A 23,347-nucleotide genomic window follows, 5' to 3' on the forward strand; every position below is an offset into this window, starting at 1 on the left:
AAACTTCTTTCATTCTAAATGAAAAAACTGCTTTTATCTTCGATAATCATAATTATAGGGCTTTCTTTTATAGGGAGACTCTCTTACTTACAAGTATTTAAATACTCACAAACACAAGTATTAGAAGATTCTGCCATAAAAGCCATTTATGATTACCCTGAAAGAGGCTATATTTATGATCGTAGCGGTGAATTACTAGTCGCTAACCAACCAGCTTACGATATAATGGTTATACCACGTGAAGTACGACAATTAGATACTTTAGAATTTTGCGGATTACTAGGTATCGAAAAAGAAGTTTTTTTAAAAAAACTTCTTAAAGCTAAAAAATACTCTACAAGATTACCATCGGTAGTTGTTCACCAACTATCAAAAGCTGATTATGCTCGCTTACAAGAAAAAATGAGAAAGTATAATGGCTTTTATATTCAAAAAAGATCTCTTAGATACTACGACACAAAAAGTGGTGCAAATGTATTTGGTTTTATTTCTGAAGTCAACGATTATGAGTTGAGTCAAAACCCATATTACAAGCAAGGAGAATTAAAAGGTCGTACAGGTATTGAAAAACAGTACGAAGAAGTTTTGCGAGGTAGAAAAGGAGTAAAATACATTCAAAAAGATAGATTCAATAGAGATATTGGACCATATAAAAGTGGAACACTAGACACCTTACCTGAGCAAGGTAAAGCCATTAAAATTACAATCGACAAAACATTACAAGAATACGGCGAACTTTTAATGAATGGAAAACGAGGTGGCGTTGTTGCTATAGAACCATCAAGTGGAGAAATTTTAGCAATGATTTCAGGCCCATCTTATGACCCCTCATTGCTCGTAGGAAGAGAGCGATCTAAGAATTATACAAAGTTATATAATGACTCTATAGCACAGCCTACTTACGACAGATCTGTATTAGCACAAACATCTCCTGGATCTCCTTTCAAAGCTATTAATGCTTTAATAGGTTTACAAGAAGAGGTTATCACACCTGAAACACAAATCAGATGCTTCAATGGGTTTTATGTAGGTAAAAAGAAAAGAGGTTGCCATTGTGGTGGTGGATTGAGAGATTTAAATGTTGGCATTTATAAATCTTGTAATGCCTATTTTGCAGGTACTTTTAGAAAAATATTTGATAAATTCCCAACAACACAAGAGGGGCTAGATGTATGGGAAAAACACGTCAAAAGCTTTGGACTAGGTACTTTTTTAGGTTCTGATATACCAACTGGTAGAAAAGGATCTATTCCTAATAGAAATACATATGACAGAATGTATGGTGAGAATAGATGGGCCGCTACCTATTTTATATCTAATGCGATTGGGCAAGGAGAAATATTAGTTACTCCTATTCAACTAGCTAATATGACTGCAGCAATTGCAAATAGAGGTTTTTACATCACCCCACACATCTTAAAAGAAGTTGACGGAAAAAAAGTTGATGACCCTAATTTTACAGAACCTAAACACACTTCTATAGATAAAAAACATTTTGACCCTGTTGTTGAAGGTATGAGAAATGTTTACACACAAGGTACTGGATACTATGTACAAATACCAGGTATTGATATTGCAGGTAAAACAGGAACTGTAGAAAACTTTACAAAAATCGATGGCGTAAGAACTCAGCTTACAGATCATTCTGTATTTATTGCATTTGCACCCGTTGATGACCCCAAAATAGCTATTGCGGTATATATTGAAAATGGTTATTATGGAGGGCGATATGCAGGGCATATAGCATCGTTATTAATAGAAAAATATTTGAAAGGAGAAATCACCCGAACAGATTTAGAACAGCGCATGTTAGAAAAAACATTAGATAAAGAATATGCTAAACCACTTAGTGGCGAACCTTTTATAATTAACGAGCGTGTCTGGTAAAGATTTATTAAAAAGGCTGGACTGGTTATCTATTCTAATATTTGTTTTATTAGTAGCTATTGGGTGGGTAAATATTTACTCTAGCACCTACTCAGAAGCGCATGGAGGTGTTTTTGATTTCTCTAGTATTTATGGGAAACAACTTATGTTTATTGCTATAGACGTTGCATTCTTAATTATAATACTGTCATTAGAAAGTAATTTTTTCGAACGTTTTTCGAGTATCATATACACCATTTCATTAGTATTATTACTTGGCTTATATATATTCGGAACCACGATTGCTGGAGCTACTTCTTGGTATAACTTGGGGTTCTTTAATTTGCAACCTTCCGAATTGGCAAAAGTTGCAACTGCACTAGCAGTTGCTAAATATTTAAGTGATATTCAAACCGATATAAAAAGAAGAAAAGATCAATTTTATGCCTTTTTGGTATTATTGATACCTGCTATTTTAGTAATACCACAACCAGATCCTGGTAGCGCCCTCGTCTTTTTCTCTTTAGTATTTGTTCTTTTCAGAGAAGGAATTCCAGTTTTCTATTTAGGAATAGGATTGTTTGCAATTATGATTTTCGTTTGCACATTAATGTTTGGTAGCATTTGGATTGCTATAATTTTAGGTTTAATCTTGGCTGTTTTTCTATTACTTAAAAAGCAATCTTTTAAAGTGCCTTTAATACCAATAATTGGTATCTATATTGTAACGATTTTGTTTTCACTATCTGTTAATTTTGTTTTTGAAAATGTTTTCGAACAAAGACATAGAGATCGATTTAGCTTATGGTTAAGTCTTGAAAAAGACCCATCTAAATTAGAAGAAATTAGAAAAACAATTGGCTACAATACCTATCAATCAGAAAAAGCAATTGAATCTGGCGGATTTTTTGGCAAAGGTTTTTTGGAAGGCACTAGAACTAAAGGAGATTTTGTGCCTGAACAGCATACTGATTATATATTCAGCACTGTTGGTGAAGAATGGGGCTTTATAGGTACCACAACTGTTATAATTCTCTTTTCAATATTACTACTTAGACTTGTATTTCTTGCCGAACGTCAAAAAAATGCTTTCAGTAGAATGTATGGCTACGGTGTCGTTTCTATTTTACTTGTACATTATTTTATCAATGTAGGCATGGTTATCGGCGTTTTACCTACCATAGGAATTCCGTTACCATTTTTCAGCTATGGAGGATCAGGTTTATTAGGGTTTACAGCTTTATTATTTATCTTTTTAAAGATGGACTCTAACAGGCTTAAAGAAGGCTTTTAAAATTTCCAACCCGAAGTTTCTATTTTACCTTCTAACTTATTCTCAATATCATCTGAAACGTTTTCAAAAAAATTAATTCCAGTCATATTTTCCAACTCATCTATAGTAACTAAAAACTTTTTTAGAGATTTATTACTACTTTCATTTTTAAAAAGAAAGGCTAACGCTTTTATATCTGCACCTTCTTTTCTAGCTACTATTTTATAAAAATAGTTTGGCACACTAACATCTTCATCACCAATACTTGATAAGTTATTTTCTAATACACCAGCAGTAACAACATAAACACTGTTATATTTCTTAGTCCAATACCTTACTTTTTTCTCTAACTCATTCCAAATACCCGCATTGAAATCATTATTCTGAGGGCTAATATTACTAGTGTAAAAAGTTTCATTATATGCATATTCTGAAAACCTACGATCTCCCGCAGGACATAAATGACCTCTATCATAACCAGAGCCTCTGTAATTTCGCCAATCAGCAGATTTTGTTTTCACCTTAGGGTCTTCAATAAAATAAGGTCTTTTTCTGTCATCATAAGTAAGCTGATCTTTATTTAATTCATAAGCTACCCACTCTGCCTGTTCATGCTTTTCATTATACGATAACGAATAATGATTGTGGTGAACTATAGAACCTGTTGTAGAACTTGGTAAAAAATCATTTGTAATATTAACTGTATTATCTTCCTGTTTAGGCGCCGTATATGTATCAGGAGTATAAAAATTTTCGAACAACCAAAAACCAATAATACAGGCAATGGTTAACAAACTATATATTGTTTTCTTATTCATAGCAAATCAAAAAGCACAAGTTAACTTAAATTTGTATATTCTATTACGACTAATAAGTCAAAATAAAAATTGCTATGAATATTGTCTTGAAAAATACTTTTACGAATGAGCTTCCTGAAGATCCTATCTCAGAAAACACAAGAAGGCAAGTAGAAAAAGCTTGCTATTCATATGTTGTTCCTAAAAAAACTAGTAACCCTCAACTCATTCATACATCGCCAGAAATGGCAAAAAATTTAGGTTTCACATCTGAAGATTTAAAATCAACTAAATTTTTAAATATTATTACAGGAAATGAAATTATAGAAAACTCTAAACCGTACGCTATGTGTTATGGCGGACATCAGTTCGGTAATTGGGCTGGTCAATTAGGTGATGGTAGAGCTATAAACCTTGGTGAAATACTTTATGATGACAAAAAATGGGCCTTGCAATTAAAAGGTGCTGGCGAAACTCCTTATTCTAGAACTGCTGATGGGCTTGCCGTATTAAGATCATCTATCAGGGAGTATTTATGCAGTGAAGCTATGTATCATTTAGGTATACCTACCACAAGAGCTCTATCAATAGCTTTATCAGGAGATAAAGTTTTAAGGGATGTATTATACAATGGAAATCCAGATTATGAAAAAGGAGCAATAGTATCAAGAGTAGCTCCTTCTTTTTTACGATTCGGCAGTTATGAAATTTTCAGCTCAAGGCAAGATTACAAAACACTAAAAAACTTAGTTGATTATACCATCAAAAACTTTTACCCTCAAATCAAATCAACATCAAAAGAAGCATATATCGCTTTTTTCAAAGAAGTTACTGAACGCACATTAGAGATGATTATTCATTGGCAACGTGTCGGTTTTGTTCACGGAGTAATGAATACAGATAATATGTCGATACTAGGTTTAACTATCGATTTTGGACCTTACGGTTGGCTTGAAGGTTTTGATGACGGGTGGACACCTAATACCACCGATAGGCAACATAAAAGATATAGATACGGCAACCAAGGGAATGTTGGCTTATGGAATTTATACCAACTTGCTAATGCACTGTACCCATTAATTGAAGATGCAGAACCGTTAGAAGAAATATTGGAGTCCTATAAAAATGATTACTCTATGAGATATTTAAACATGATGAAATCTAAAATCGGATTGTTTACTAATCAAGATTCCGACAATGAATTATTGAATACCCTTGAAGAAGTGTTACAACTTACTGAAACCGATATGACTATTTTTTTTAGAAAGATTAGTAGTATAAAAAAAACAGATGATACTGACGCTTGCTTAAATAGCATACAAGAAGCATTTTACCAGCCTAAAGAGCTAAAAGGCGAAATACGAACACTTTGGATTAATTGGTTTTCAGATTATTTAAAGCGTTTAAGTGGTGAAAACTACACTGACACAGAAAGACAAGAGAAAATGAATGCTGTGAACCCTAAATATGTTCTAAGAAACTATATGGCACAGTTAGCTATTGATAAAGCAGATGAAGGTGACTACTCGCTTATCGAAACATTTTTTGAATTATTAAAAAAACCGTATTCTGAACAACCTTTACACAATGATTGGTTTGCAAAAAGACCCGAATGGGCACGAAATAAAGTTGGCTGCTCAATGCTATCATGCAGTTCTTAAAAATAAAAAAGGTCCCATTTATTAAATGGGACCTTTTTTATGACTTACTTTAAAATATTAACCTTTAATACTTGCTAATTTTCCGTTTTTAATAGAATTTGTTTTCAAATCTTCTAAAACATTAACAGCCTCTTCTACATAAACATCTTTAGCTAAATCTTTATGCCAACGGTTACGTTTTTCTCTTAAAACTGAATCTTGCACAAATAAGCCTTCTTCATATTTTAATGATTCGAAAGTTAATTTAGAATCGTAATCTGAAAGTGTTTTAAAGTACTTAGATCTTTCTTTATTTATTTTTTCTTCTTGTTTGTAATCGTCATAATTTAAAGAAACTGCAGTTTCATCTTGCTGTTCTTTTAACCATTTTGCGTTCTCTTCAATAAGTTTAATTTGAGAATTACCCGACATACGCTTAGTACTATTTTTCACTGTACTTTCATAATCAATATGCCCATCCCAAACAGTATAATCAGCAGGTGATATTTTATCCCAAGCTAATGGGTTTTGTTGGTCACGCTCACCTAAATCAATATAACTATACTTGTCTGGCACAACTACATCAGACTTCACACCTTCTAACTGAGTTGATCCTCCATTAATTCTGTAAAATTTCTGAGTTGTTAATTTAATAGCACCTAAATCGCCATGCTCATTACTTCGAACAATACGCTCTAAAGGAATTACATTTTGCACAGTTCCTTTACCGAATGTTTGCTTACTACCGATAACTACAGCTCTTTTATAATCTTGCATTGCTGCTGCTAATATTTCAGAAGCCGAAGCAGATAATTCATTTACTAAAATAACTAAAGGTCCATCCCATTGAATACGATCATCAACATCGTCATGAACTTCTTTTTGGTTATCGTTAGATCTAACTTGAACAATAGGACCTTCTTTAATAAATAAACCTGCCATTTCAACAACAGTTTTTAAAGATCCCCCTCCATTATCTCTTAAATCTAAAATAAGACCTTGAACGCCCTCTTCTTTTAGTCTCTCTACCTCTTTAGCAACATCTGATGCGGCATTTCTCTCTCCTTCATAATCATCAAAACTCACATAAAATTGAGGTAAATTTATAATTCCAAATTTCTGATCATCTTTTATAATATTTGCTGATTTAGCAAAAGTTTCTTCTAACTCAACGACATCACGAGTTATTGAAATAACCTCTACACTACCATCAACCTTTCTCATTGTTAAATCAACAACGGTACCTTTTGCTCCTTTTATCAATTTAATAGCATCATCTAAACGCATACCAACAATACTAACTGGCGGCTCTGTATGCTGGCCTACTTTTAGTATTTCATCACCAACTTCAATTTGTTGATCTCTCCATACTGGTCCTCCTGAAATTATTTCAACAATCTTAATACCTTCTTTACGCTTTTGCAATCTTGCTCCAATTCCTTCAAACTTACCTGACATTCTTGTATCAAACTTCTCTTTTTCTTCAGGTGCAAAATAAAAAGTATGAGGATCAAATTCTTCTACAATTGTATTAATGTACTGCACAAACCAATCCTTACGATCTAAATCTGCTACAAAATCAAAAAATTCATCCAATGTTTTTTCTGTATCAGCACGAGCTTCTTTTTCGGCTTCTTTAGAACTCATTTTTTTTGAATCTTCATCGTCTTCTTTCATTATTTTAGAATCATAATTACCAAGAGTAGCATACTTTAATTGCTTTCTCCACCTTTCTTTTAATTCTTTTCTAGAACTAACAAAAGGTTGTTTATCATAATCGATATCGATAAGTTCTTTTGTCTTATAATCAAACGATTCTGACAAAACTTCTTTATAGATACTCTTAGCTTCGTTCATTCGAACCATTAAACGCTCATAAACAGCATTAAAAAAAGCAATGTCTGTATTTTTTATCTGATCATCAATTTGAAATTTAAATTGTTCAAAATCTTGAATATCACTTTCTAAAAAGTAACGTTTAGTAGGATCTAAACCATCAATAAAATCTTCAAAAACTTCAACTGAAAAATCATCATTAATATCTTTTGGTTGATAGTGTCCTTTTTCTAAAACATAGGTTATAAGGTCTAGTAAAAGCTTATCCTTATCATCGTTTTCAAAAGATTTATTTGTAAAACTACATGATGCTACTGCGAATAACATCATTAAAAGTGCGTAGGCTAATTTATTTTTCATGTACTACTTTTTTTTGTGTTGAGGACTTTCAAAATCCTTCTTATAAGAATTAGCTGTCATCCTAAAAATGAATCATCTAAGATAATGAAAAAACCGTGCCACATAGACGGGGGCTTAGCAAAACTTTTGTTAAAGGGTTTATTCAACAATTCTTTATGAAAAACGTATTTTTACAGTAATAATTATACTTTATGAAAAAACCTTTAATTTTAATAACAAATGATGACGGAATTACTGCACCTGGCTTGCGTGCATTAGTCAGTTATATGAAAGAAATTGGTGATGTAATTGTTGTTGCCCCAGACAGCCCCCAATCTGGCATGGGACACGCGATAACCATAGATAACACGCTGTATTCGAAAAAAGTCAAGATTGATTTAGATGATGATAATACAGAAGAATACAGTTGTAGTGGCACTCCTGCTGATTGCGTAAAATTAGGACTACAAGAAATTTTGAAAAAAAAGCCAGATATTTGTGTTAGTGGGATCAATCACGGATCAAATTCATCAATTAACGTAATTTATTCGGGTACAATGAGTGCTGCTATTGAAGCTGGCATAGAGGGTATTCCTGCAATTGGCTTCTCTTTGTGTGATTTTAGTTGGGAGGCAGATTTTAGTCAAGCTAAAAAGTTTATTCAAAATATTGTTACAGAAGCTTTAGAAAATGGTATTCCGCCAGGGGTAGTTTTAAATGTAAATATTCCTAAATTACATAAGAAAGAAATAAAAGGAGTGAAAATTTGCCGACAAGCACGAGCAAATTGGAAAGAAAAATTTGATAAAAGAGTTAGTCCTATGGGCAAAGAATATTATTGGCTTACCGGTAAATTTGAACTTTTAGACAAAGGTGAAGATACCGACGAATGGGCACTTTCAAAAGGATATATATCTGTTGTACCAACTCAATTTGATTTAACTGCGCACCACGCCATACAAACTTTAAATAACTGGAATTTAAAATGAATAAAAAAGAAATACTTATAGGATTTGTAATTGGACTAATAGCGAACATTACAGGTACTTTACTTTATATTATTATTTTTTCAAAACTCAGCATTTCAGAAACATACCAAGCAGCTGTTAGAGAAGAGCACGTAGGTAGCTTACTTGCTCTTGGCGCGATTTTAAATCTAATCGCATTTTTTGCTTTTTTAAAATTAAAAAGAGATTTAAGAGCCAGAGGAGTACTAATTGCTACCATTTTAACCGCTTTATTGATTATGTATTATAAAGTTTTTTAAAGAATGAAATATTATATAATTGCAGGAGAAGCATCAGGGGATTTGCACGGATCTAATCTGATAAAAGCATTAAAAAATAAAGATGTTAATGCTGATATTAGATGTTGGGGTGGTGATTTAATGCAAGATGCTGGTGGAACTTTGGCTAAACATTATAAAGAGCTTGCCTTTATGGGTTTTCTTGAGGTAGTTGCTAATATTGGAACTATTTTTAAAAATATTTCTTTCTGCAAAAAAGACATTCAACTTTTCAATCCTGATGTTATAGTATTTATAGATTATTCTGGCTTTAATCTTCGAATTGCAAAATGGGCAAAACAAGAAGGTTTTAAAACCAACTATTATATTGCCCCTCAAATATGGGCATCAAGAGAAAGTAGAATTGAAAAGATAAAAAGTACAATTGACAAAATGTATGTTACTCTGCCTTTTGAAAAAAAATTCTATGAAGAAAAACATAATTTTCAAGTAAATTTTGTGGGTCATCCATTAATTGATGCAATACACAACACACCTAAAATAAATGAAGTAGCTTTTAGAAAAGAATATAACTTAGATTTAGAAAAGCCTATTATTGCGCTTTTGCCCGGAAGCAGAAAACAAGAAGTATCTAAAATGCTGACTGTAATGCTATCAATCACTAGCGATTTTAAAAAATACCAATTTGTAATTGCAGGAGCACCAAGTTTAGATTTAGATTTTTACAATCCCTTTTTAAAAAATTCTCAAATAAATCTAATTTCAAATAAAACATACGCCTTATTACAAGCCTCGCATGCGGCACTTGTAACTAGCGGAACAGCTACCTTAGAAACTGCTTTATTTAAAGTGCCACAAGTTGTTTGCTATAAAGGTAATTGGATTTCTTACCAAATAGCTAAACGTATAATTACATTAAAATACATTTCACTTGTTAATTTAATAATGGATAAAGAGGTTGTAAAGGAATTGATACAAGATGACTTGACTACTGCAAATTTAAAAAAACAGCTTACTAAAATTCTAGAACCTAAACATAGAGTTGAATTATTGGACAACTATGATTTGCTTGAGAAAAAACTAGGTGGCAAAGGTGCCAGCGAAAATGTTGCTGAACTTATTTACACTAATTTAAATAAGTAGCTTTTATTTTTTAACATTTGACAAGGCACAAATACCTTCATCATTCAAAAATATTTATTTAAATTTGATTATAGAGTTTCCCAAATATTACTTGATGAATCGAAAATTTATTTACCTTCTTTCTTCTTTTTTAATTGTTAGCTGTGGAGCTTCAAAAAAAAAGATATCTTCTAGAAATAGCGATGAACGAAAAATTACCGTAGAGGCCCGTAATACAGATACAAGCAAACCTATAAATATTCTCGAAGTAAAGTCTGAGAAATCTCGTTCTGAAGACACTAAAGTAGATGGTATCATAAATTCTGCTCTGGCATTTTCAGGAACGCGATATAAATATGGAGGAACAACTAAAAAAGGAATGGATTGTTCTGGGCTTTTGTATGTGGCTTTTAACGACCATGATGTTTCTTTACCAAGAGTATCTTATGTGATGGCTGAAGAAGGCGAAAATATTAAAATAAAAAACGTTGATAAAGGAGACTTACTTTTTTTTAAAACCAGCAAAAAATCTAAAAAAATAAACCACGTTGGGCTCGTTGTTTCTGTTGATGATGGAGAGATAAAGTTTATACACTCCACTTCATCTAGAGGAGTTATTGTATCTTCACTAAAAGAAGGCTACTGGAATTATGCATTTATTAAAGCAACCAGAGTCTTATAACTAACCTTTTTATTTATGCAATTATTAAAATTTGTGCCAATTAAATTGACACTTTTTTTAATTGCAGGAATTTTATTTGGTCACTATTTTATATTACCTCTACCTATAACAATTAGCATTGTAGCTATTGGCTTCACCTTTCTTTTATTTTTGTTCAAGCTAAAACAGACTGCTAATTCTATTTATTTCGGAATAACAGCGCTTCTACTAATGTTTTTTATTGGGGTTACAGCTATAACCATAGCTAATCCAAAAAATCTCGACCTTCATTACATAAATAATAATAACAACCAACCGAGAGAAGTACATATTAAAATTATTGATATACTGAAACCAACATTATATTCAAAAAAATATATCGGAGAGGTTTTATCGATTGACAGAAAAGAAAGCAGAGGAAATATATTACTAAACATCATTAAAGACACTACAACAATTGATTTAAAAGTAGATGATGAATTTATCACTTTTAAAAAATTCAGCCCTTTAACCCCTTCTCTAAATCCTCATCAATTTAATTATAAAGAATACTTAGAAGGTCTTGCTATTTATAATCAAATAAATAGTAATGCAGGTGAGCTCATAAAATTATCAGACTCAAATTCCACTATTTACGGCATTGCATCAAATTTAAGATCTAAAATAATTGAAAGCCTTAAAAAACAAAACTTCGGTAAGGAAGAACTTACTGTTATCCAAGCTTTACTTTTAGGTCAAAGAAATGATTTAAGCGAAACAACATATACAGATTACAAAAATGCTGGAGCTGTTCATATTCTGGCATTATCTGGCCTACACATTGGTATTTTACTTTACATACTCCAGTTTTTGTTACAACCTATTGAAAGGATTAAAAGTGGTAAAAAAATAAAATTAGCTCTAATAGTACTCTTATTATGGGGCTTTGCATTACTAGCAGGATTATCCGCATCAATTGTTAGAGCTGTAACCATGTTTTCTTTTCTTGCTTATGCCAAATATTTAAACAGACCAACAAACACATTTAATATTTTAGCGCTGTCTCTATTTTTCATCTTACTTATAAATCCCACTTACCTATTTCAAGTTGGTTTTCAAATGAGTTACGCCGCAGTTTTTGCAATTGTGTGGATATATCCAATGCTACAAAATTTATGGTTTCCTAAAAATTTAATAGCACGAAAAATATGGCAACTTTTAAGTATTAGTGCTGCCGCCCAATTAGGCGTATTACCTATAAGTTTATTTTATTTTCATCAATTTCCAAGTTTATTTTTCATATCCAACCTTATTATTATTCCATTTCTAGGGCTTATACTTGGTTATGGAATTGTTGTAATCATATTGTCAATATGGAACATCCCAATTAATATCATTACAGATACCTATAACGATATTATACATTTAATGAATGCTATCGTTAAATGGATTGCAAAGCAAGAGAACTTTATTATTAAAGAAATTTCATTTGACGCAGTTCAATTATTTCTAGTATACATAGCTGTAGTATTATTAATTTCAACATTTCAAAAAGTAAAATTTAAAAAAACTGTCGCTTTACTTTTTTCAATATTGCTCTTGCAAACTTGGAGTATTTACAATTGTTTTAGAGCATCAAATAAAGAATCTCTTTACGTATTGCACAGGTCTAAAAACACAGCCTTAATATACCAAAAAGGAACTGATGTACATTTATTAAGCAACACCCCTACCTCTTTTATTAAAATCACCAAAACTTACGCCACTGAAGAAAGGGCTGAAATGATAATTATAGACTCTTTAAAGAATAGTTATACTTATGGTTCATCTAATTTGTATATCATTGACAGCACTACTGTTTATCCTTTTATAAAACAAATGAATATTATACTTACTCAATCACCTAAAATAAATTTAGAAATACTGATTGACTCTATTCAACCTAGATTGATTATTACTGATGGTAGTAATTATAAAAGCGATGTGCTACGCTGGAAAGAAACCTGTAAAAAAAGAAAACTCCCTTTTCACTATACTGGTGAAAAGGGAGCTTATTATTTTAATTTAAAAAAGTAACTAGTGTACTTTTCCCATTAATTTTTTTATTAACGGTGATGCTATTAGTACTATAGCTGCCGCTCCAAGAGCATATTTAGCAACCAACCCAAACCCATCAGTATAAATACCTAAAGTTTCTAAACCACCTACATTTTTATCTGTACTCTCAATAGCTAATTGCTTACCAATGAAACCTACGATTTGAAAAGCAAATGCTGATGCTAAAAACCAAATACCCATCATAAATGCTACAATACGCTTTGGAGATAAATCTGTTATTTTAGATAACCCTACAGGAGACATAAATAATTCACCTATAGAAATTAAGAAGTACATGATTAATAAATAAGAAAACGGAACCATCCCATTCTCATCTGCGCTTCCACTACTCATTGATAGTATTAAGAAACTTATACCTGCAAAAGCTAATCCTAAACCAAATTTATATGGAGTACGTGGGTCTAATTTTTTCTTTTTCAAATAAGTAAACATCATTGAAATAGGAATAGATAGAATTATAATATACATTGAGTTCAATGCATTAGTTTGCGAAGCATCTATAAAAGTTAGATTAACGTTACGCGCTGCAAACAATGTAATAATACTACCTGAAAGCTCGTGAAAGCCCCAGAAAATTGTAATGAAAAAAGTTATTAAAATAGCCACAATAAGCTTTTTACGTTCTTCTGCAGTAGCCTCTACTAATATTTTCAATAGAAATAAACCTATTGCTACCGCTATAACATAAAAGATTATGTTTACAATATTATCATCCTCAAGAAAACTACCTTTCTCACCTAAAGCCTTATAAGACGAAAGTAAATAAGCTATAAGAGGAACAGAAGCAACTGCTAAAACAGGAATCATTATTCCTTGTTTTACTCCTAATATTGGCTTATCCAAAATAGTTTCTGTCGGTGGTAAACCTCTGTCTCCGAAAACATTTTTCTTAATTCCACTCCAAAAAGCAATCAAACCTAGCATCATACCAATTCCGGCAAGTCCAAAACCATAATGCCAGCCATATTCTCTACCAAGCCATCCACAAAGTAACGGAGCTACAAAACCACCGATATTAATACCCATATAAAAGATAACAAAACCAGAATCTTTACGGATATCATCTTCTTTATAAAGAGAACCTACAAAGGTTGAAATATTTGGCTTAAAAAAACCATTACCTACAACTATTAGCGCTAGAGCTATAAAAAACGCATAATTATTTTCTACTGCTAAAACAAAATGCCCGAATGCCATTAGTATTCCACCTAAAAAGACGGAATTTCTCATTCCTAATATTTTATCAGAAATACGACCACCAATAACTGTAGATGCGTAAACTAAAGACCCATAAGATGCGTATACGGCTGCTGCTGCAAAATCTCTTGTCGAAAGAGCTTCAAAAACAACATCAACCATGTACAACGTAAGTAACGCTCGCATTCCATAAAAACTAAATCGTTCCCACAGCTCTGCAAAAAACAAATAAAACAGGCCTTTGGGGTGCCCGAACATTTCTTGCTCTTCAAAGGTTTTAATGGTATTTTTCATATATAATTTGTTAGTTTTCTTGAGTTTTGATTATAAATTAGCTTTGATAAAATTTGTCATTTTTGTATACAAATGAAGCCTCGTATTACCCCCATAAATACCATGGTTTTTATCTGGATATATAGACCAATCAAATTGCTTATTTGCCTGTACTAAAGCCTCTACCATACGCATACTGTTTTGCACATGCACATTGTCATCGCCAGTACCATGTACCAATAAATATTTACCTTTTAAAAGTTCTGGATAATTAAATGGCGAGTTATCGTCATAACCACTAGCATTTTCTTGAGGTGTTTGCATATAACGCTCAGTGTATATGCTGTCGTAAAAACGCCATGATGTAACTGGTGCTACTGCTATTGCCATTTCAAAAGTATCATTCCCTTTCAAAACACAATTAGTAGACATAAAACCACCATAACTCCAACCCCAAATACCAGTTCTATTATCATCTACATACGCTAGCTCACTTAACTGTTTTGCTGCAGCTATTTGATCTTCAACTTCGTATTTACCTAATTCTTTCTGAGTAACTTTTTTAAAATCTCTTCCTTTAAACCCTGTTCCTCGACCATCAACACAAGCAACAATATAACCTTCTGATGCCAATAATTGATACCAATAATCATTTGCCGACATCCATGTATTAGAAACTGACTGAGAACCAGGTCCACTATATTGAAACATAAATAATGGATATTTTTTAGTTGCATCAAAATTAGCTGGTTTAATCATCCACATGTTTAAATCATTTCCATTGACAGAAATAGTAGAAAATTCTTTAGCGCTAATTTCATATGACTCTAAGGCTTTTGATAAACCTTCATTATTAAGTATTTCTTTTACTTTTTCACCTGTCAAAGCAGTATGCAAAGTGTATTCTGGTGGTGTAACTGCATTTGAAAAAGTATTTATAAAATAAGTAAAGTCTGCACTAAAATCCGCATTGTTCTGACCATCTTTAGATGTTAATCTTTTTTTAGAACCTCCACTTGTATCAATACTATATACATCTCTATTTATAGATCCATTTTCTGTAGATTGGAAATACACTTTATCTTCATTTTGATCATAACCATAATAATTCGTTACTTCCCAATCACCTTTTGTAATTTGATTCATCAACTCACCATCCTCATTATATAAATAAATATGGTTATACCCGTCTTTTTCACTTGTCCAGATAAAGCTATCATCTTCTAGAAAAGTTAAATTATCAGTAATATCTACATAAGCGGCATCTTTTTCTTCTAAAAGAAGTGACACACTATTTTTCTTTGCATTTACAGCATATAGTTTTAAATTATCTTGATGTCTATTTAAAACCTGAACACTTAGCGTATTTTTACTATTCATCCACTCAATACGTGGTATGTAATAAGCACCTTCGATATTTACATTATTTATGGCTCCTGACTTCACATCTAACATATGTAATGATACGATAGCATTATCTTCACCAGCTTTTGGATATTTAAAAACGTTTTGTGTTTGGTATAAATCTTGACCATATATATCCATAGAAAATTCAGGAACATTGGTCTCATCAAATCTTAGAAAAGCAATTTTAGTACCATCTGAATTCCAATCAAAAGCTCTTACAAATGCAAACTCTTCTTCGTAAACCCAATCAGTAACACCATTAATAATTTTATTTTTCACTCCATCTTGAGTTACTTTAGTAGTTGTTTTGTTAGCTATGTCAAAAATGTACATGTTATTTTCAAATACATAGGCAACTTTACTATTGTCTGGAGAAAGCGTTGGCTCTTGAATTTTATTATCTGAAATTTTAATTGTTGCTTTCGTTTTTACATCATAAATATAAAAAACACCTAAAGTTGAATGCCTAAATACCGATTCAATCTCCGTTGCTAATAAAACTTTGCTTTCATCTATACTAAATTCATATGAAGAAAAGTATGGTACATCTTTTAAATTTGAAGAGTTTACGATAGTTCCTACTTTTTCAAGACTTACATAATCGTATATATCTACACTAGTGGTTTTTGTAGCTCTATCAAAATTTAAGACCGTATATTGAGTTCCATTTTTTAAGGATTTTAAAGCATCTAATCGTTCAGTTCTGAATGTTCCTCCCCAAATTTCTTCAAGTTTAATCTTACTTTTTTGTGCGTTAGTAATAGCTGTTAAACTGAATACCAAAAGGAAAAGAAAAGTTAGTTTTTTCATTTATTCTCAAAATTTCATTAAAAAGGTCAAGTTTAGTAATTATTTCACATAAAAATAAACTTTTAACAATAAATATAACATCATAAATAGCCTAGAAACTCAATGAAAAATGGCTTAAAATCGTAAACTGGTAATTACTATCTTTGAAATTCGAAACCAAATATGATATGATTACTCCTATTCAAGGATTTTCCAAGCTTACAAAAGACCAAAAAATAAAGTGGATTGCGGAAAAGTATACTACAAATACGCAAGAAACTATAACTACTTTGACTAAGTATTGGAACACTGATGCGACACTCCAAAAGCTACATGATGAATTTATTGAAAATACAATCTCTAACTATTACCTGCCATTAGGAATCGCTCCAAATTTCCTGATTAACAACAAGTTATACGCCATACCAATGGCAATTGAAGAAAGCTCTGTAGTTGCTGCAGCAAGTAAAGCTGCTAAATTTTGGCTAGGTAAGGGCGGCTTTAAAACTACTGTTCTGGGTACTGAAAAGGTTGGTCAAGTGCACTTTATGTACAAAGGAGATTCGAAAAAATTAAAAACTTTTTTCGATTATATAAAACCGATACTTTTAAAAGACTCTTTACACCTTACCCAAAATATGGTAAAAAGAGGTGGAGGCGTTTTAGATATAGAATTAAGAAATAAAACAAAAGATTTAGCAGACTACTACCAATTACATTGCACATTTGAAACAAAAGATGCAATGGGAGCCAATTTCATAAACTCTTGTTTAGAACAATTTGCACAAACATTAAAAAGAGAGGCTGAAAATTATTCAGACTTCACAACTAATGATGAAAAGGTTGAAGTTGTTATGAGTATTTTAAGCAACTATGTTCCAAATTGTATAGTTAAAGCAGAAGTTAGTTGCCCTGTTGAGGATTTAAATGATGATAAAACTATTGCACCAACAGAGTTTGCTAAAAAAATGATTAGAGCTGTTAATATTGCAAAAGTAGAACCATATAGAGCTGTAACACATAATAAAGGTATTATGAACGGTATTGACGCAGTTGTTTTAGCCACAGGTAATGACTTTAGAGCCATTGAAGCGGGAATACATGCATATGCAGCAAAAAACGGCTCATACACCAGCCTAACACATGCTAGTATTGACAAAGGAATATTTAAATTTTGGATTGAAATACCTCTAGCTTTAGGTACCATTGGTGGCTTAACTGGACTGCACCCTTTAGTTAAACTAGCTTTAGAAATTTTACAAAAACCTACCGCTAAAGATTTAATGCAAATTGTTGCTGTTGCAGGTCTTGCCCAAAATTTTGCTGCTGTACGTTCTTTAGTAACTACTGGTATTCAACAAGGCCATATGAAAATGCACTTGATGAATATTTTAAATCAACTGGGAGCTACTGACGATGAAAAAAACATTCTTGTAAATCATTTTAAAAAGAATACAGTAACACATAGTGGCGTAATTTCTGAATTTGAAAAACTTCGCAAAAACTAATGACTAAAAAATTTTACAGCAATGGAAAGTTATTAATTACCGGAGAGTACGCTGTACTTGATGGAGCTATCAGCTTAGCCATTCCAACAAAAAAAGGGCAAACATTATTAATTACTGAAAAAGATAATAATGAAATTTATTGGCAGAGTTTAGATATCACCAACAAAGAATGGTTTACTGCTGTATTTGATTTAAACTCATTAACTATTAAAACTACTAGCGATCAAGAAATTGCTAGTATATTGCAAAAAATGCTAATTGAAGCAAAAAAATTAAATTTTGATTTTTTAAACACTTCATTTGGTTATGAAATAAAGACAGAACTAGGTTTCGCTAGAGATTGGGGCTTAGGCTCTTCATCTACACTAATAAACAACATTGCACAATGGGCAAAAGTAGATCCTTATACCCTTTTATGGAACTCTTTTAAAGGCAGTGGCTATGATATTGCTTGTGCTAGCAACAACACACCTATAACATATCAATTAATTGATAAAAGACCTATCACAAGACAAATAAACTTCAATCCCACTTTTAAAGATGCAATTTATTTTATTCATTTAAATAAAAAACAAAATAGTAGAGATGGTATTACTACATACAGAAAGGCTGAATTTGATTTAGATGCGTTTATAATAGCTATTAACAAATTAACCGAAGAATTTATTACCTGCACATATTTAGAAACCTTTCAAGATTTAATAAAAAACCATGAAGCCATAGTTTCTAAAGTTTTAAAAACACCAACAATACAAGAGCAATTATTTTATAATTACAAAGGAGCCATTAAAAGTTTAGGTGCTTGGGGAGGCGATTTTATTATGGCTGCTGGAGATAAAAACACTCCTAATTATTTTAAAGATAAAGGATACACTACTGTTCTTTCTTTTGATGATATGACGCTCTAGAAAATGTAGCATTTATTTAAAATTAAAAAAACCTCCTTTAAAAGGAGGCTTTTTTAATACTATATATTTAATCAATATTAATAAAACATTGATCTGTTATCTTCTATTTCAGAACCTTCCTTTAAAGACTCATAAACAGCTGCATTTACTCTATTTACTTTCGAAGCTTTTAAAGTATTAGAAAAAGTACTATAGTTTTCTAATTTTGTAGCTTCGGTCTTTTTTGTTACAGAAACCATAAAAATACCTGTCTCACCTTCTATAAGACCAGAGGTTTTTCCTTCGCCAAGCACATAAGCTGTACCTACTACTGCAGGCTCTCTACCAGCTCCTGGAAGGGTTGGAGATTTAACTGTTAATGCTGAAGCAGTTGATGAAGACACATTGTTATCTTTTGCAAAAGCATCAAAAGATTTGCCTTTATTATCACTTAGAATTTTAACTGCTTTTTTTTCTTTACGTAAAATAGGAAGAACAGTTGCTGAAGCATCTTCAGAAGACATTAATCCTTTTTTATATTTAGCAGTCAATTGAACAATTGCATACCCATCATTAAGATCAAAACGCTTAATATCTCCTATTTCCGAGTCTGAATTAAATGCCCATTGCACAATACTACGTTGAGATGACAAACCAGGAAGGCTTTCATCCATAGCATTTATTTTATTAACTGGTCTAACAACATAATTTTTAGATTTTGCTAATTCTGTAAATGAACCTTCACCTTCGATAGACTCCATTTCAAACTTAGTTGCATTTTGAAATAACATATCTATTGTTTCTCCTGAAGCTTCAATTTCTCTTTCTAAATTAGCTACTTGATATATATCTTGCTTTTCATCAACCTTAACAACGTGGAATCCAAATTCTGTTTCAACCACTCCAATTGTTCCTACTTTATTATTAAAAGCAAAATCATTAAAAGCCTGAACCATTCTACCTTCTTGGAAAAAACCTAAATCTCCACCTCTTGGCGCAGAAGGCCCTTCTGAATTCGTTTTTGCTAATTCAGCAAAATCAGCATCAGATTTTTTAGCTTCAGATAAAATTTCTTTAGCTTTTTTCTCTGCTTCTTCTTTTGTTCTAATTACATCATCACCTGCAGATTGAGAACCTACATATGTAATTAAGATATGACTAGCTTTTACATTACCACCCTCTTTACGACCTGTTAATTTTGTAACTTTATAAGAATCACCATCACGGTAAGGACCATAAATCCCACCTATTGGAAGAGCAATTATACTATCAGCAAATTTTGATGGTAAATTACTTTTTGGATTATATATAGTATCAAACTTTGAATCAGAATTAATATCTAAAAAAGCTGCGATATTTGTTGTATTTCTAAAACCGGCTTCTGTTACAGTTTCCTTTGTTGTTTCATTAAAAACTTGTTTATCCGATAAAAGCTTTTCAATATTTGCTTTTACTAAATTCTCATCTTCTAAAGAAGCTTTCTCTTGAAAATATACAAATTGAATATCTCTACTATCTTCTTGCTTGAAATTATCTTTATGCTTGTTAACATAAGACTCTATTTCGCTTTTTGAAATAGCGATTGTACTATCTGCTATTGAAGAATAAGGTACACGAACATATTTTATATCTAACTTATCATTAGTTAATTTATAATCTAATTCTCCTTCTTTCAAAGTTGTACCTACACCTGATCTAATTAAGTTATAATAAATTTGCTCTTTAGCCGCATTTATAATTGCTGCTTCAGTTTGCAACCAATCTTGGTAACCTGCTGCGTTGTTTTCTTTTAAATCAGAAACAAATTCGATAAATTTATTTTCATCAAAAACACCATTTTCATTCAAGAATTGAGGTAACTGAGAATATGTAGGGTTTGTTTTTAAAAATTCTACAATTTGATCATGCTCTACAGATATGCCTAGCTCATCAAATTGTTTTTCTAAAATTGCATTTCTAACTTCTTGTTCGTAAACACTATTTACTACTTGCATAGAAGAAGCATTAGCGCCATAGTTTCTAGAAGCTGCATCTACTTTTTGTCTAAACTCATCAATAGAAATACTTTCACCATCTACCTCAGCTATAGCTGAACCTACCTTATCGCCTGAAAATGTATTTGCACTAAATATACCAGATATTACAAATGCAAATAAAGCTAAACCAATGATTAAGATTAAAATGGTTGTCTTCTTTCTTATTTTATCTAAAATTGCCATTATTATATTCTATTTTGTATCAGTCGACGAAAATACCATTTTTCTTTCAAATACTAAAGACAAAAAAAAAGATAATAAAATCATCATTAAAAATTACTCTTTATCAAGTATTTCAAGGGATACCAAATCTATTTTAGTATTAGAAACCTCAAGAATTGTAAATTGGAAGTTTTGAATTCTTATTTCTGTATTCTGTTCTGGTATTTCGCCTGTTTCGTTTACTATTAAACCCCCTAATGTTCCGTATTCATCACTTTCAGGAAGTTCCAGCTTATAGTTTTCATTTACATAATCAACATCTAAACGTGCCGAGAATTTAAATATAGCTTCTCCGATTTGTTCTTCAATTAAATCTGTTTTATCGTGCTCATCTTCTATTTCTCCAAAAAGCTCTTCTACAATATCTTCTACCGTCATAACTCCCGAAGTGCCGCCATACTCGTCTAAAACAACAGCCATACTCTTTCTTCTCTTTATTAGATTATTAAGAATATCATTTATAAGCATTGTTTCTGGCACAAATTCTACAGGCATCAAAACACTTTTAATTGTTTTTGGCTTCTTAAACAACTCATAGGAGTGTACATAGCCAATAACATTATCAATAGTATCTTTATAGACTAGTATTTTCGAATACCCTGTTTCGGTAAATCTTTTAAGTAAGTTCTTAGGAGTCTCATGTAATTCAACAGCTTCAATTTCTGTTCTAGGAACCATTACATCTCTTGCTTTAACAGCTGCAAATTCTAAAGCATTTTGAAAAATTTGAATTTCAGAATCTACCTCATCCTCTTCTTCAACAGTTTCCATTTGCTCATTAATATAATCGCCAAGTTCTATTTTACTAAAAGCAAATTGAACCTCATCACCATCCGTCTTAAAAAATACTTTAAGAATTATGTCTGATATTTTGATTACAAAGTCTGATATTAATGAGAAAAACACATAAAAGAAATACGCCGGTAGCGCCAATACTTTTAACAAAGTATTTGAATAAATTTGAAAAAGTACTTTAGGCAAGAATTCTGCTGTTAACAATATTACCAATGTAGATATAATTGTTTGGGTAATTAAGCTAAAGTCTGTCAATAAAAGATTTAGAAATTGACTTGAAGTGTTTTCAAATGTTAAAAACCACTTCATCAATACTTCACCCATATACAACCCATAAACAACAAGGGCTATATTATTACCAATAAGCATTGTAGCAATAAATTTAGATGGTTTTTTAGTAAGCCTACTTAAAATTTTAGCTAAAAAACCTTCTTGCTTTTTTTCTATTTCAATGTGAATTTTATTTGCTGATATAAACGCAATTTCCATTCCTGAAAAAAAAGCAGAAAGTAATAAACAGACAACAATGATAATTATGTCTCCCACTACTCTTGTTTATTATTTTGCTTATAATTCTCGAATTTTTTTCTGTAATTTCTTCTAAATAAAAACATACCTATTGACACTATAGTGAAAAATATAAATATATATGCAAATTGACGATCTACATTCCAATCTGCATATACACGGTATAATGCTATAAATGCAACTATCAAATATAAGTACTCTGTGTATTTTAATATTTTAACCATCAATATCTTCTTTTATTACTTTATAACCATCACCTGTTTTATGGGCATTTAAAATGGTGAAATCTCTATTAAAATCCATTCCTTCTCCATGAATAAGAGTTCCATCTTTTTGATCTGAAAATTTGAATTTTTCTTGTGTAAAAATCCATTGGTTTACTTGGTCATAATACAATTGTGGAGTTTCTAACAACTTACCATCTTGCATTTTTATAACCACATTACCTTGCAAATCTATAATATTTGTACCAGAATATATAATTCCATAATCTGCTGTAATTGTACTTTTAGCACCTTCTTTATCAAAAAAATCGACTTGTAAGCCATTAGGAAAAGTTCGATAAGGAAAAGATAAATTTTCAAAATCTTCACAAACCTCACCTGTTAATACAGCTACTTTTTTAGTTTCAGCAACTTCTTCTGATGACATTGCTTCTAAAGTTTCTGTATAAATAAGTTTATAGTTTTCGGCAACGCCTTGCGGAAATTTATTTTTCTTTGCTTCTTCACCTATTCTTTCATAACTGTCTTTACAAGCAAAAAAAAGCATTGCCGTAGAACAAACTACAGCAATGCTTTTTAAATTATATAAACTTTTTTTAATCAT

At 31.4% G+C, this 23,347-nt stretch carries 18 protein-coding genes; 10 read left to right on the forward strand and 8 right to left on the reverse strand.

Annotated elements, in window-relative coordinates; translation table 11 throughout:
* Positions 1 to 18 precede the first annotated feature (18 nt).
* Positions 19 to 1,887 carry a penicillin-binding protein 2 gene (locus H0I23_RS11830; RefSeq protein ID WP_216783504.1) on the forward strand — a complete coding sequence of 623 codons (1,869 nt, stop codon included), beginning with the start codon at positions 19 to 21 and terminating at the stop codon, positions 1,885 to 1,887.
* Complete coding sequence (rodA, locus tag H0I23_RS11835) at positions 1,877 to 3,160, forward strand: rod shape-determining protein RodA (RefSeq protein WP_216783505.1); 1,284 nt, start codon at positions 1,877 to 1,879, stop codon at positions 3,158 to 3,160. The genes H0I23_RS11830 and rodA overlap by 11 nt, the downstream gene beginning before the upstream one ends.
* On the opposite strand, the gene H0I23_RS11840 is transcribed toward rodA, so the two are convergent.
* The gene (locus tag H0I23_RS11840) at positions 3,157 to 3,957 is read right to left on the reverse strand and encodes a DNA/RNA non-specific endonuclease (protein ID WP_216783506.1); all 801 of its coding nucleotides are present in this window, start codon (positions 3,955 to 3,957) and stop codon (positions 3,157 to 3,159) included. The two genes, rodA and H0I23_RS11840, sit on opposite strands and share 4 nt — an antisense overlap.
* A 74-nt stretch (positions 3,958 to 4,031) precedes the next feature.
* On the opposite strand from H0I23_RS11840, the gene H0I23_RS11845 reads away from it, so the two are divergent.
* Positions 4,032 to 5,597, forward strand: coding sequence for a YdiU family protein (locus tag H0I23_RS11845; RefSeq protein WP_216783507.1), 1,566 nt, complete (start codon positions 4,032 to 4,034; stop codon positions 5,595 to 5,597).
* Positions 5,598 to 5,654: 57 nt separating this feature from the next.
* Here the strand turns inward: H0I23_RS11845 and H0I23_RS11850 are convergent, their stop codons facing one another.
* Complete coding sequence (locus H0I23_RS11850) at positions 5,655 to 7,772, reverse strand: carboxy terminal-processing peptidase (RefSeq protein ID WP_216783508.1); 2,118 nt, start codon at positions 7,770 to 7,772, stop codon at positions 5,655 to 5,657.
* A gap of 191 nt (positions 7,773 to 7,963) precedes the next feature.
* Between H0I23_RS11850 and surE the strand changes: the two genes are divergently transcribed.
* The 5 genes from surE to H0I23_RS11875 all read left to right on the forward strand — a co-directional run bounded on the left by surE (position 7,964) and on the right by H0I23_RS11875 (position 12,835).
* A complete protein-coding gene (surE, locus tag H0I23_RS11855; RefSeq protein WP_216783509.1) occupies positions 7,964 to 8,740 on the forward strand; it encodes a 5'/3'-nucleotidase SurE in 777 nt (258 codons plus the stop codon).
* Positions 8,737 to 9,018 carry a hypothetical protein gene (locus H0I23_RS11860; RefSeq protein ID WP_216783510.1) on the forward strand — a complete coding sequence of 94 codons (282 nt, stop codon included), beginning with the start codon at positions 8,737 to 8,739 and terminating at the stop codon, positions 9,016 to 9,018. Before surE ends, H0I23_RS11860 begins: the two co-directional genes overlap by 4 nt.
* Before the next feature lie 3 nt (positions 9,019 to 9,021).
* Complete coding sequence (gene lpxB / locus H0I23_RS11865) at positions 9,022 to 10,140, forward strand: lipid-A-disaccharide synthase (protein ID WP_216783511.1); 1,119 nt, start codon at positions 9,022 to 9,024, stop codon at positions 10,138 to 10,140.
* Between the two features lie 94 nt (positions 10,141 to 10,234).
* Positions 10,235 to 10,801 carry a C40 family peptidase gene (locus H0I23_RS11870; protein WP_216783512.1) on the forward strand — a complete coding sequence of 189 codons (567 nt, stop codon included), beginning with the start codon at positions 10,235 to 10,237 and terminating at the stop codon, positions 10,799 to 10,801.
* A 15-nt stretch (positions 10,802 to 10,816) separates the two neighbouring features.
* Positions 10,817 to 12,835 carry a ComEC/Rec2 family competence protein gene (locus tag H0I23_RS11875; protein WP_216783513.1) on the forward strand — a complete coding sequence of 673 codons (2,019 nt, stop codon included), beginning with the start codon at positions 10,817 to 10,819 and terminating at the stop codon, positions 12,833 to 12,835.
* On the opposite strand, the gene H0I23_RS11880 is transcribed toward H0I23_RS11875, so the two are convergent.
* Both H0I23_RS11880 and H0I23_RS11885 read right to left on the reverse strand, forming a co-directional pair.
* A complete protein-coding gene (locus H0I23_RS11880) occupies positions 12,836 to 14,368 on the reverse strand; it encodes a peptide MFS transporter (protein WP_216783514.1) in 1,533 nt (510 codons plus the stop codon).
* A 30-nt stretch (positions 14,369 to 14,398) separates the two neighbouring features.
* Positions 14,399 to 16,564 (reverse strand): S9 family peptidase, encoded by a 2,166-nt coding sequence (locus H0I23_RS11885; protein WP_216783515.1) that lies wholly within the window; start codon positions 16,562 to 16,564, stop codon positions 14,399 to 14,401.
* A gap of 167 nt (positions 16,565 to 16,731) precedes the next feature.
* On the opposite strand from H0I23_RS11885, the gene H0I23_RS11890 reads away from it, so the two are divergent.
* Positions 16,732 to 18,051, forward strand: coding sequence for a hydroxymethylglutaryl-CoA reductase, degradative (locus H0I23_RS11890; protein WP_216786073.1), 1,320 nt, complete (start codon positions 16,732 to 16,734; stop codon positions 18,049 to 18,051).
* A complete protein-coding gene (locus H0I23_RS11895; RefSeq protein WP_216783516.1) occupies positions 18,051 to 18,959 on the forward strand; it encodes a GYDIA family GHMP kinase in 909 nt (302 codons plus the stop codon). Before H0I23_RS11890 ends, H0I23_RS11895 begins: the two co-directional genes overlap by 1 nt.
* Positions 18,960 to 19,036: 77 nt before the next feature.
* Here H0I23_RS11895 and H0I23_RS11900 read toward each other — a convergent pair whose 3' ends face one another.
* The 4 genes from H0I23_RS11900 to lptC all read right to left on the reverse strand — a co-directional run bounded on the left by H0I23_RS11900 (position 19,037) and on the right by lptC (position 23,347).
* Positions 19,037 to 21,157 carry a peptidylprolyl isomerase gene (locus tag H0I23_RS11900; RefSeq protein ID WP_216783517.1) on the reverse strand — a complete coding sequence of 707 codons (2,121 nt, stop codon included), beginning with the start codon at positions 21,155 to 21,157 and terminating at the stop codon, positions 19,037 to 19,039.
* 93 nt (positions 21,158 to 21,250) lie between these two features.
* Positions 21,251 to 22,480, reverse strand: coding sequence for a hemolysin family protein (locus H0I23_RS11905; RefSeq protein WP_216786074.1), 1,230 nt, complete (start codon positions 22,478 to 22,480; stop codon positions 21,251 to 21,253).
* A gap of 56 nt (positions 22,481 to 22,536) precedes the next feature.
* Positions 22,537 to 22,743, reverse strand: coding sequence for a hypothetical protein (locus tag H0I23_RS11910; RefSeq protein WP_216783518.1), 207 nt, complete (start codon positions 22,741 to 22,743; stop codon positions 22,537 to 22,539).
* On the reverse strand, positions 22,736 to 23,347 hold the full coding sequence (lptC, locus tag H0I23_RS11915) for an LPS export ABC transporter periplasmic protein LptC (RefSeq protein WP_216783519.1): 612 nt from the start codon (positions 23,345 to 23,347) through the stop codon (positions 22,736 to 22,738). Before lptC ends, H0I23_RS11910 begins: the two co-directional genes overlap by 8 nt.

It is taken from the genome of Cellulophaga sp. HaHaR_3_176 (assembly GCF_019021925.1).
Lineage (GTDB): Bacteria > Bacteroidota > Bacteroidia > Flavobacteriales > Flavobacteriaceae > Cellulophaga.

Excerpts from the sequence above, each read along its gene's own strand:
- H0I23_RS11885 (WP_216783515.1), bottom strand. The coding sequence starts at position 16,564 with ATGAAAAAACTAACTTTTCTTTTCCTTTTGGTATTCAGTTTAACAGCT.
- H0I23_RS11890 (WP_216786073.1), top strand. The coding sequence starts at position 16,732 with ATGATTACTCCTATTCAAGGATTTTCCAAGCTTACAAAAGACCAAAAA.
- H0I23_RS11870 (WP_216783512.1), top strand. The coding sequence starts at position 10,235 with ATGAATCGAAAATTTATTTACCTTCTTTCTTCTTTTTTAATTGTTAGC.
- H0I23_RS11895 (WP_216783516.1), top strand. The coding sequence starts at position 18,051 with ATGACTAAAAAATTTTACAGCAATGGAAAGTTATTAATTACCGGAGAG.
- lptC (WP_216783519.1), bottom strand. The coding sequence starts at position 23,347 with ATGATTAAAAAAAGTTTATATAATTTAAAAAGCATTGCTGTAGTTTGT.
- lpxB (WP_216783511.1), top strand. The coding sequence starts at position 9,022 with ATGAAATATTATATAATTGCAGGAGAAGCATCAGGGGATTTGCACGGA.
- H0I23_RS11880 (WP_216783514.1), bottom strand. The coding sequence starts at position 14,368 with ATGAAAAATACCATTAAAACCTTTGAAGAGCAAGAAATGTTCGGGCAC.
- H0I23_RS11905 (WP_216786074.1), bottom strand. The coding sequence starts at position 22,480 with ATGGAAATTGCGTTTATATCAGCAAATAAAATTCACATTGAAATAGAA.
- surE (WP_216783509.1), top strand. The coding sequence starts at position 7,964 with ATGAAAAAACCTTTAATTTTAATAACAAATGATGACGGAATTACTGCA.
- H0I23_RS11840 (WP_216783506.1), bottom strand. The coding sequence starts at position 3,957 with ATGAATAAGAAAACAATATATAGTTTGTTAACCATTGCCTGTATTATT.
- H0I23_RS11910 (WP_216783518.1), bottom strand. The coding sequence starts at position 22,743 with ATGGTTAAAATATTAAAATACACAGAGTACTTATATTTGATAGTTGCA.
- H0I23_RS11875 (WP_216783513.1), top strand. The coding sequence starts at position 10,817 with ATGCAATTATTAAAATTTGTGCCAATTAAATTGACACTTTTTTTAATT.
- H0I23_RS11860 (WP_216783510.1), top strand. The coding sequence starts at position 8,737 with ATGAATAAAAAAGAAATACTTATAGGATTTGTAATTGGACTAATAGCG.
- H0I23_RS11845 (WP_216783507.1), top strand. The coding sequence starts at position 4,032 with ATGAATATTGTCTTGAAAAATACTTTTACGAATGAGCTTCCTGAAGAT.
- H0I23_RS11900 (WP_216783517.1), bottom strand. The coding sequence starts at position 21,157 with ATGGCAATTTTAGATAAAATAAGAAAGAAGACAACCATTTTAATCTTA.
- H0I23_RS11830 (WP_216783504.1), top strand. The coding sequence starts at position 19 with ATGAAAAAACTGCTTTTATCTTCGATAATCATAATTATAGGGCTTTCT.
- H0I23_RS11850 (WP_216783508.1), bottom strand. The coding sequence starts at position 7,772 with ATGAAAAATAAATTAGCCTACGCACTTTTAATGATGTTATTCGCAGTA.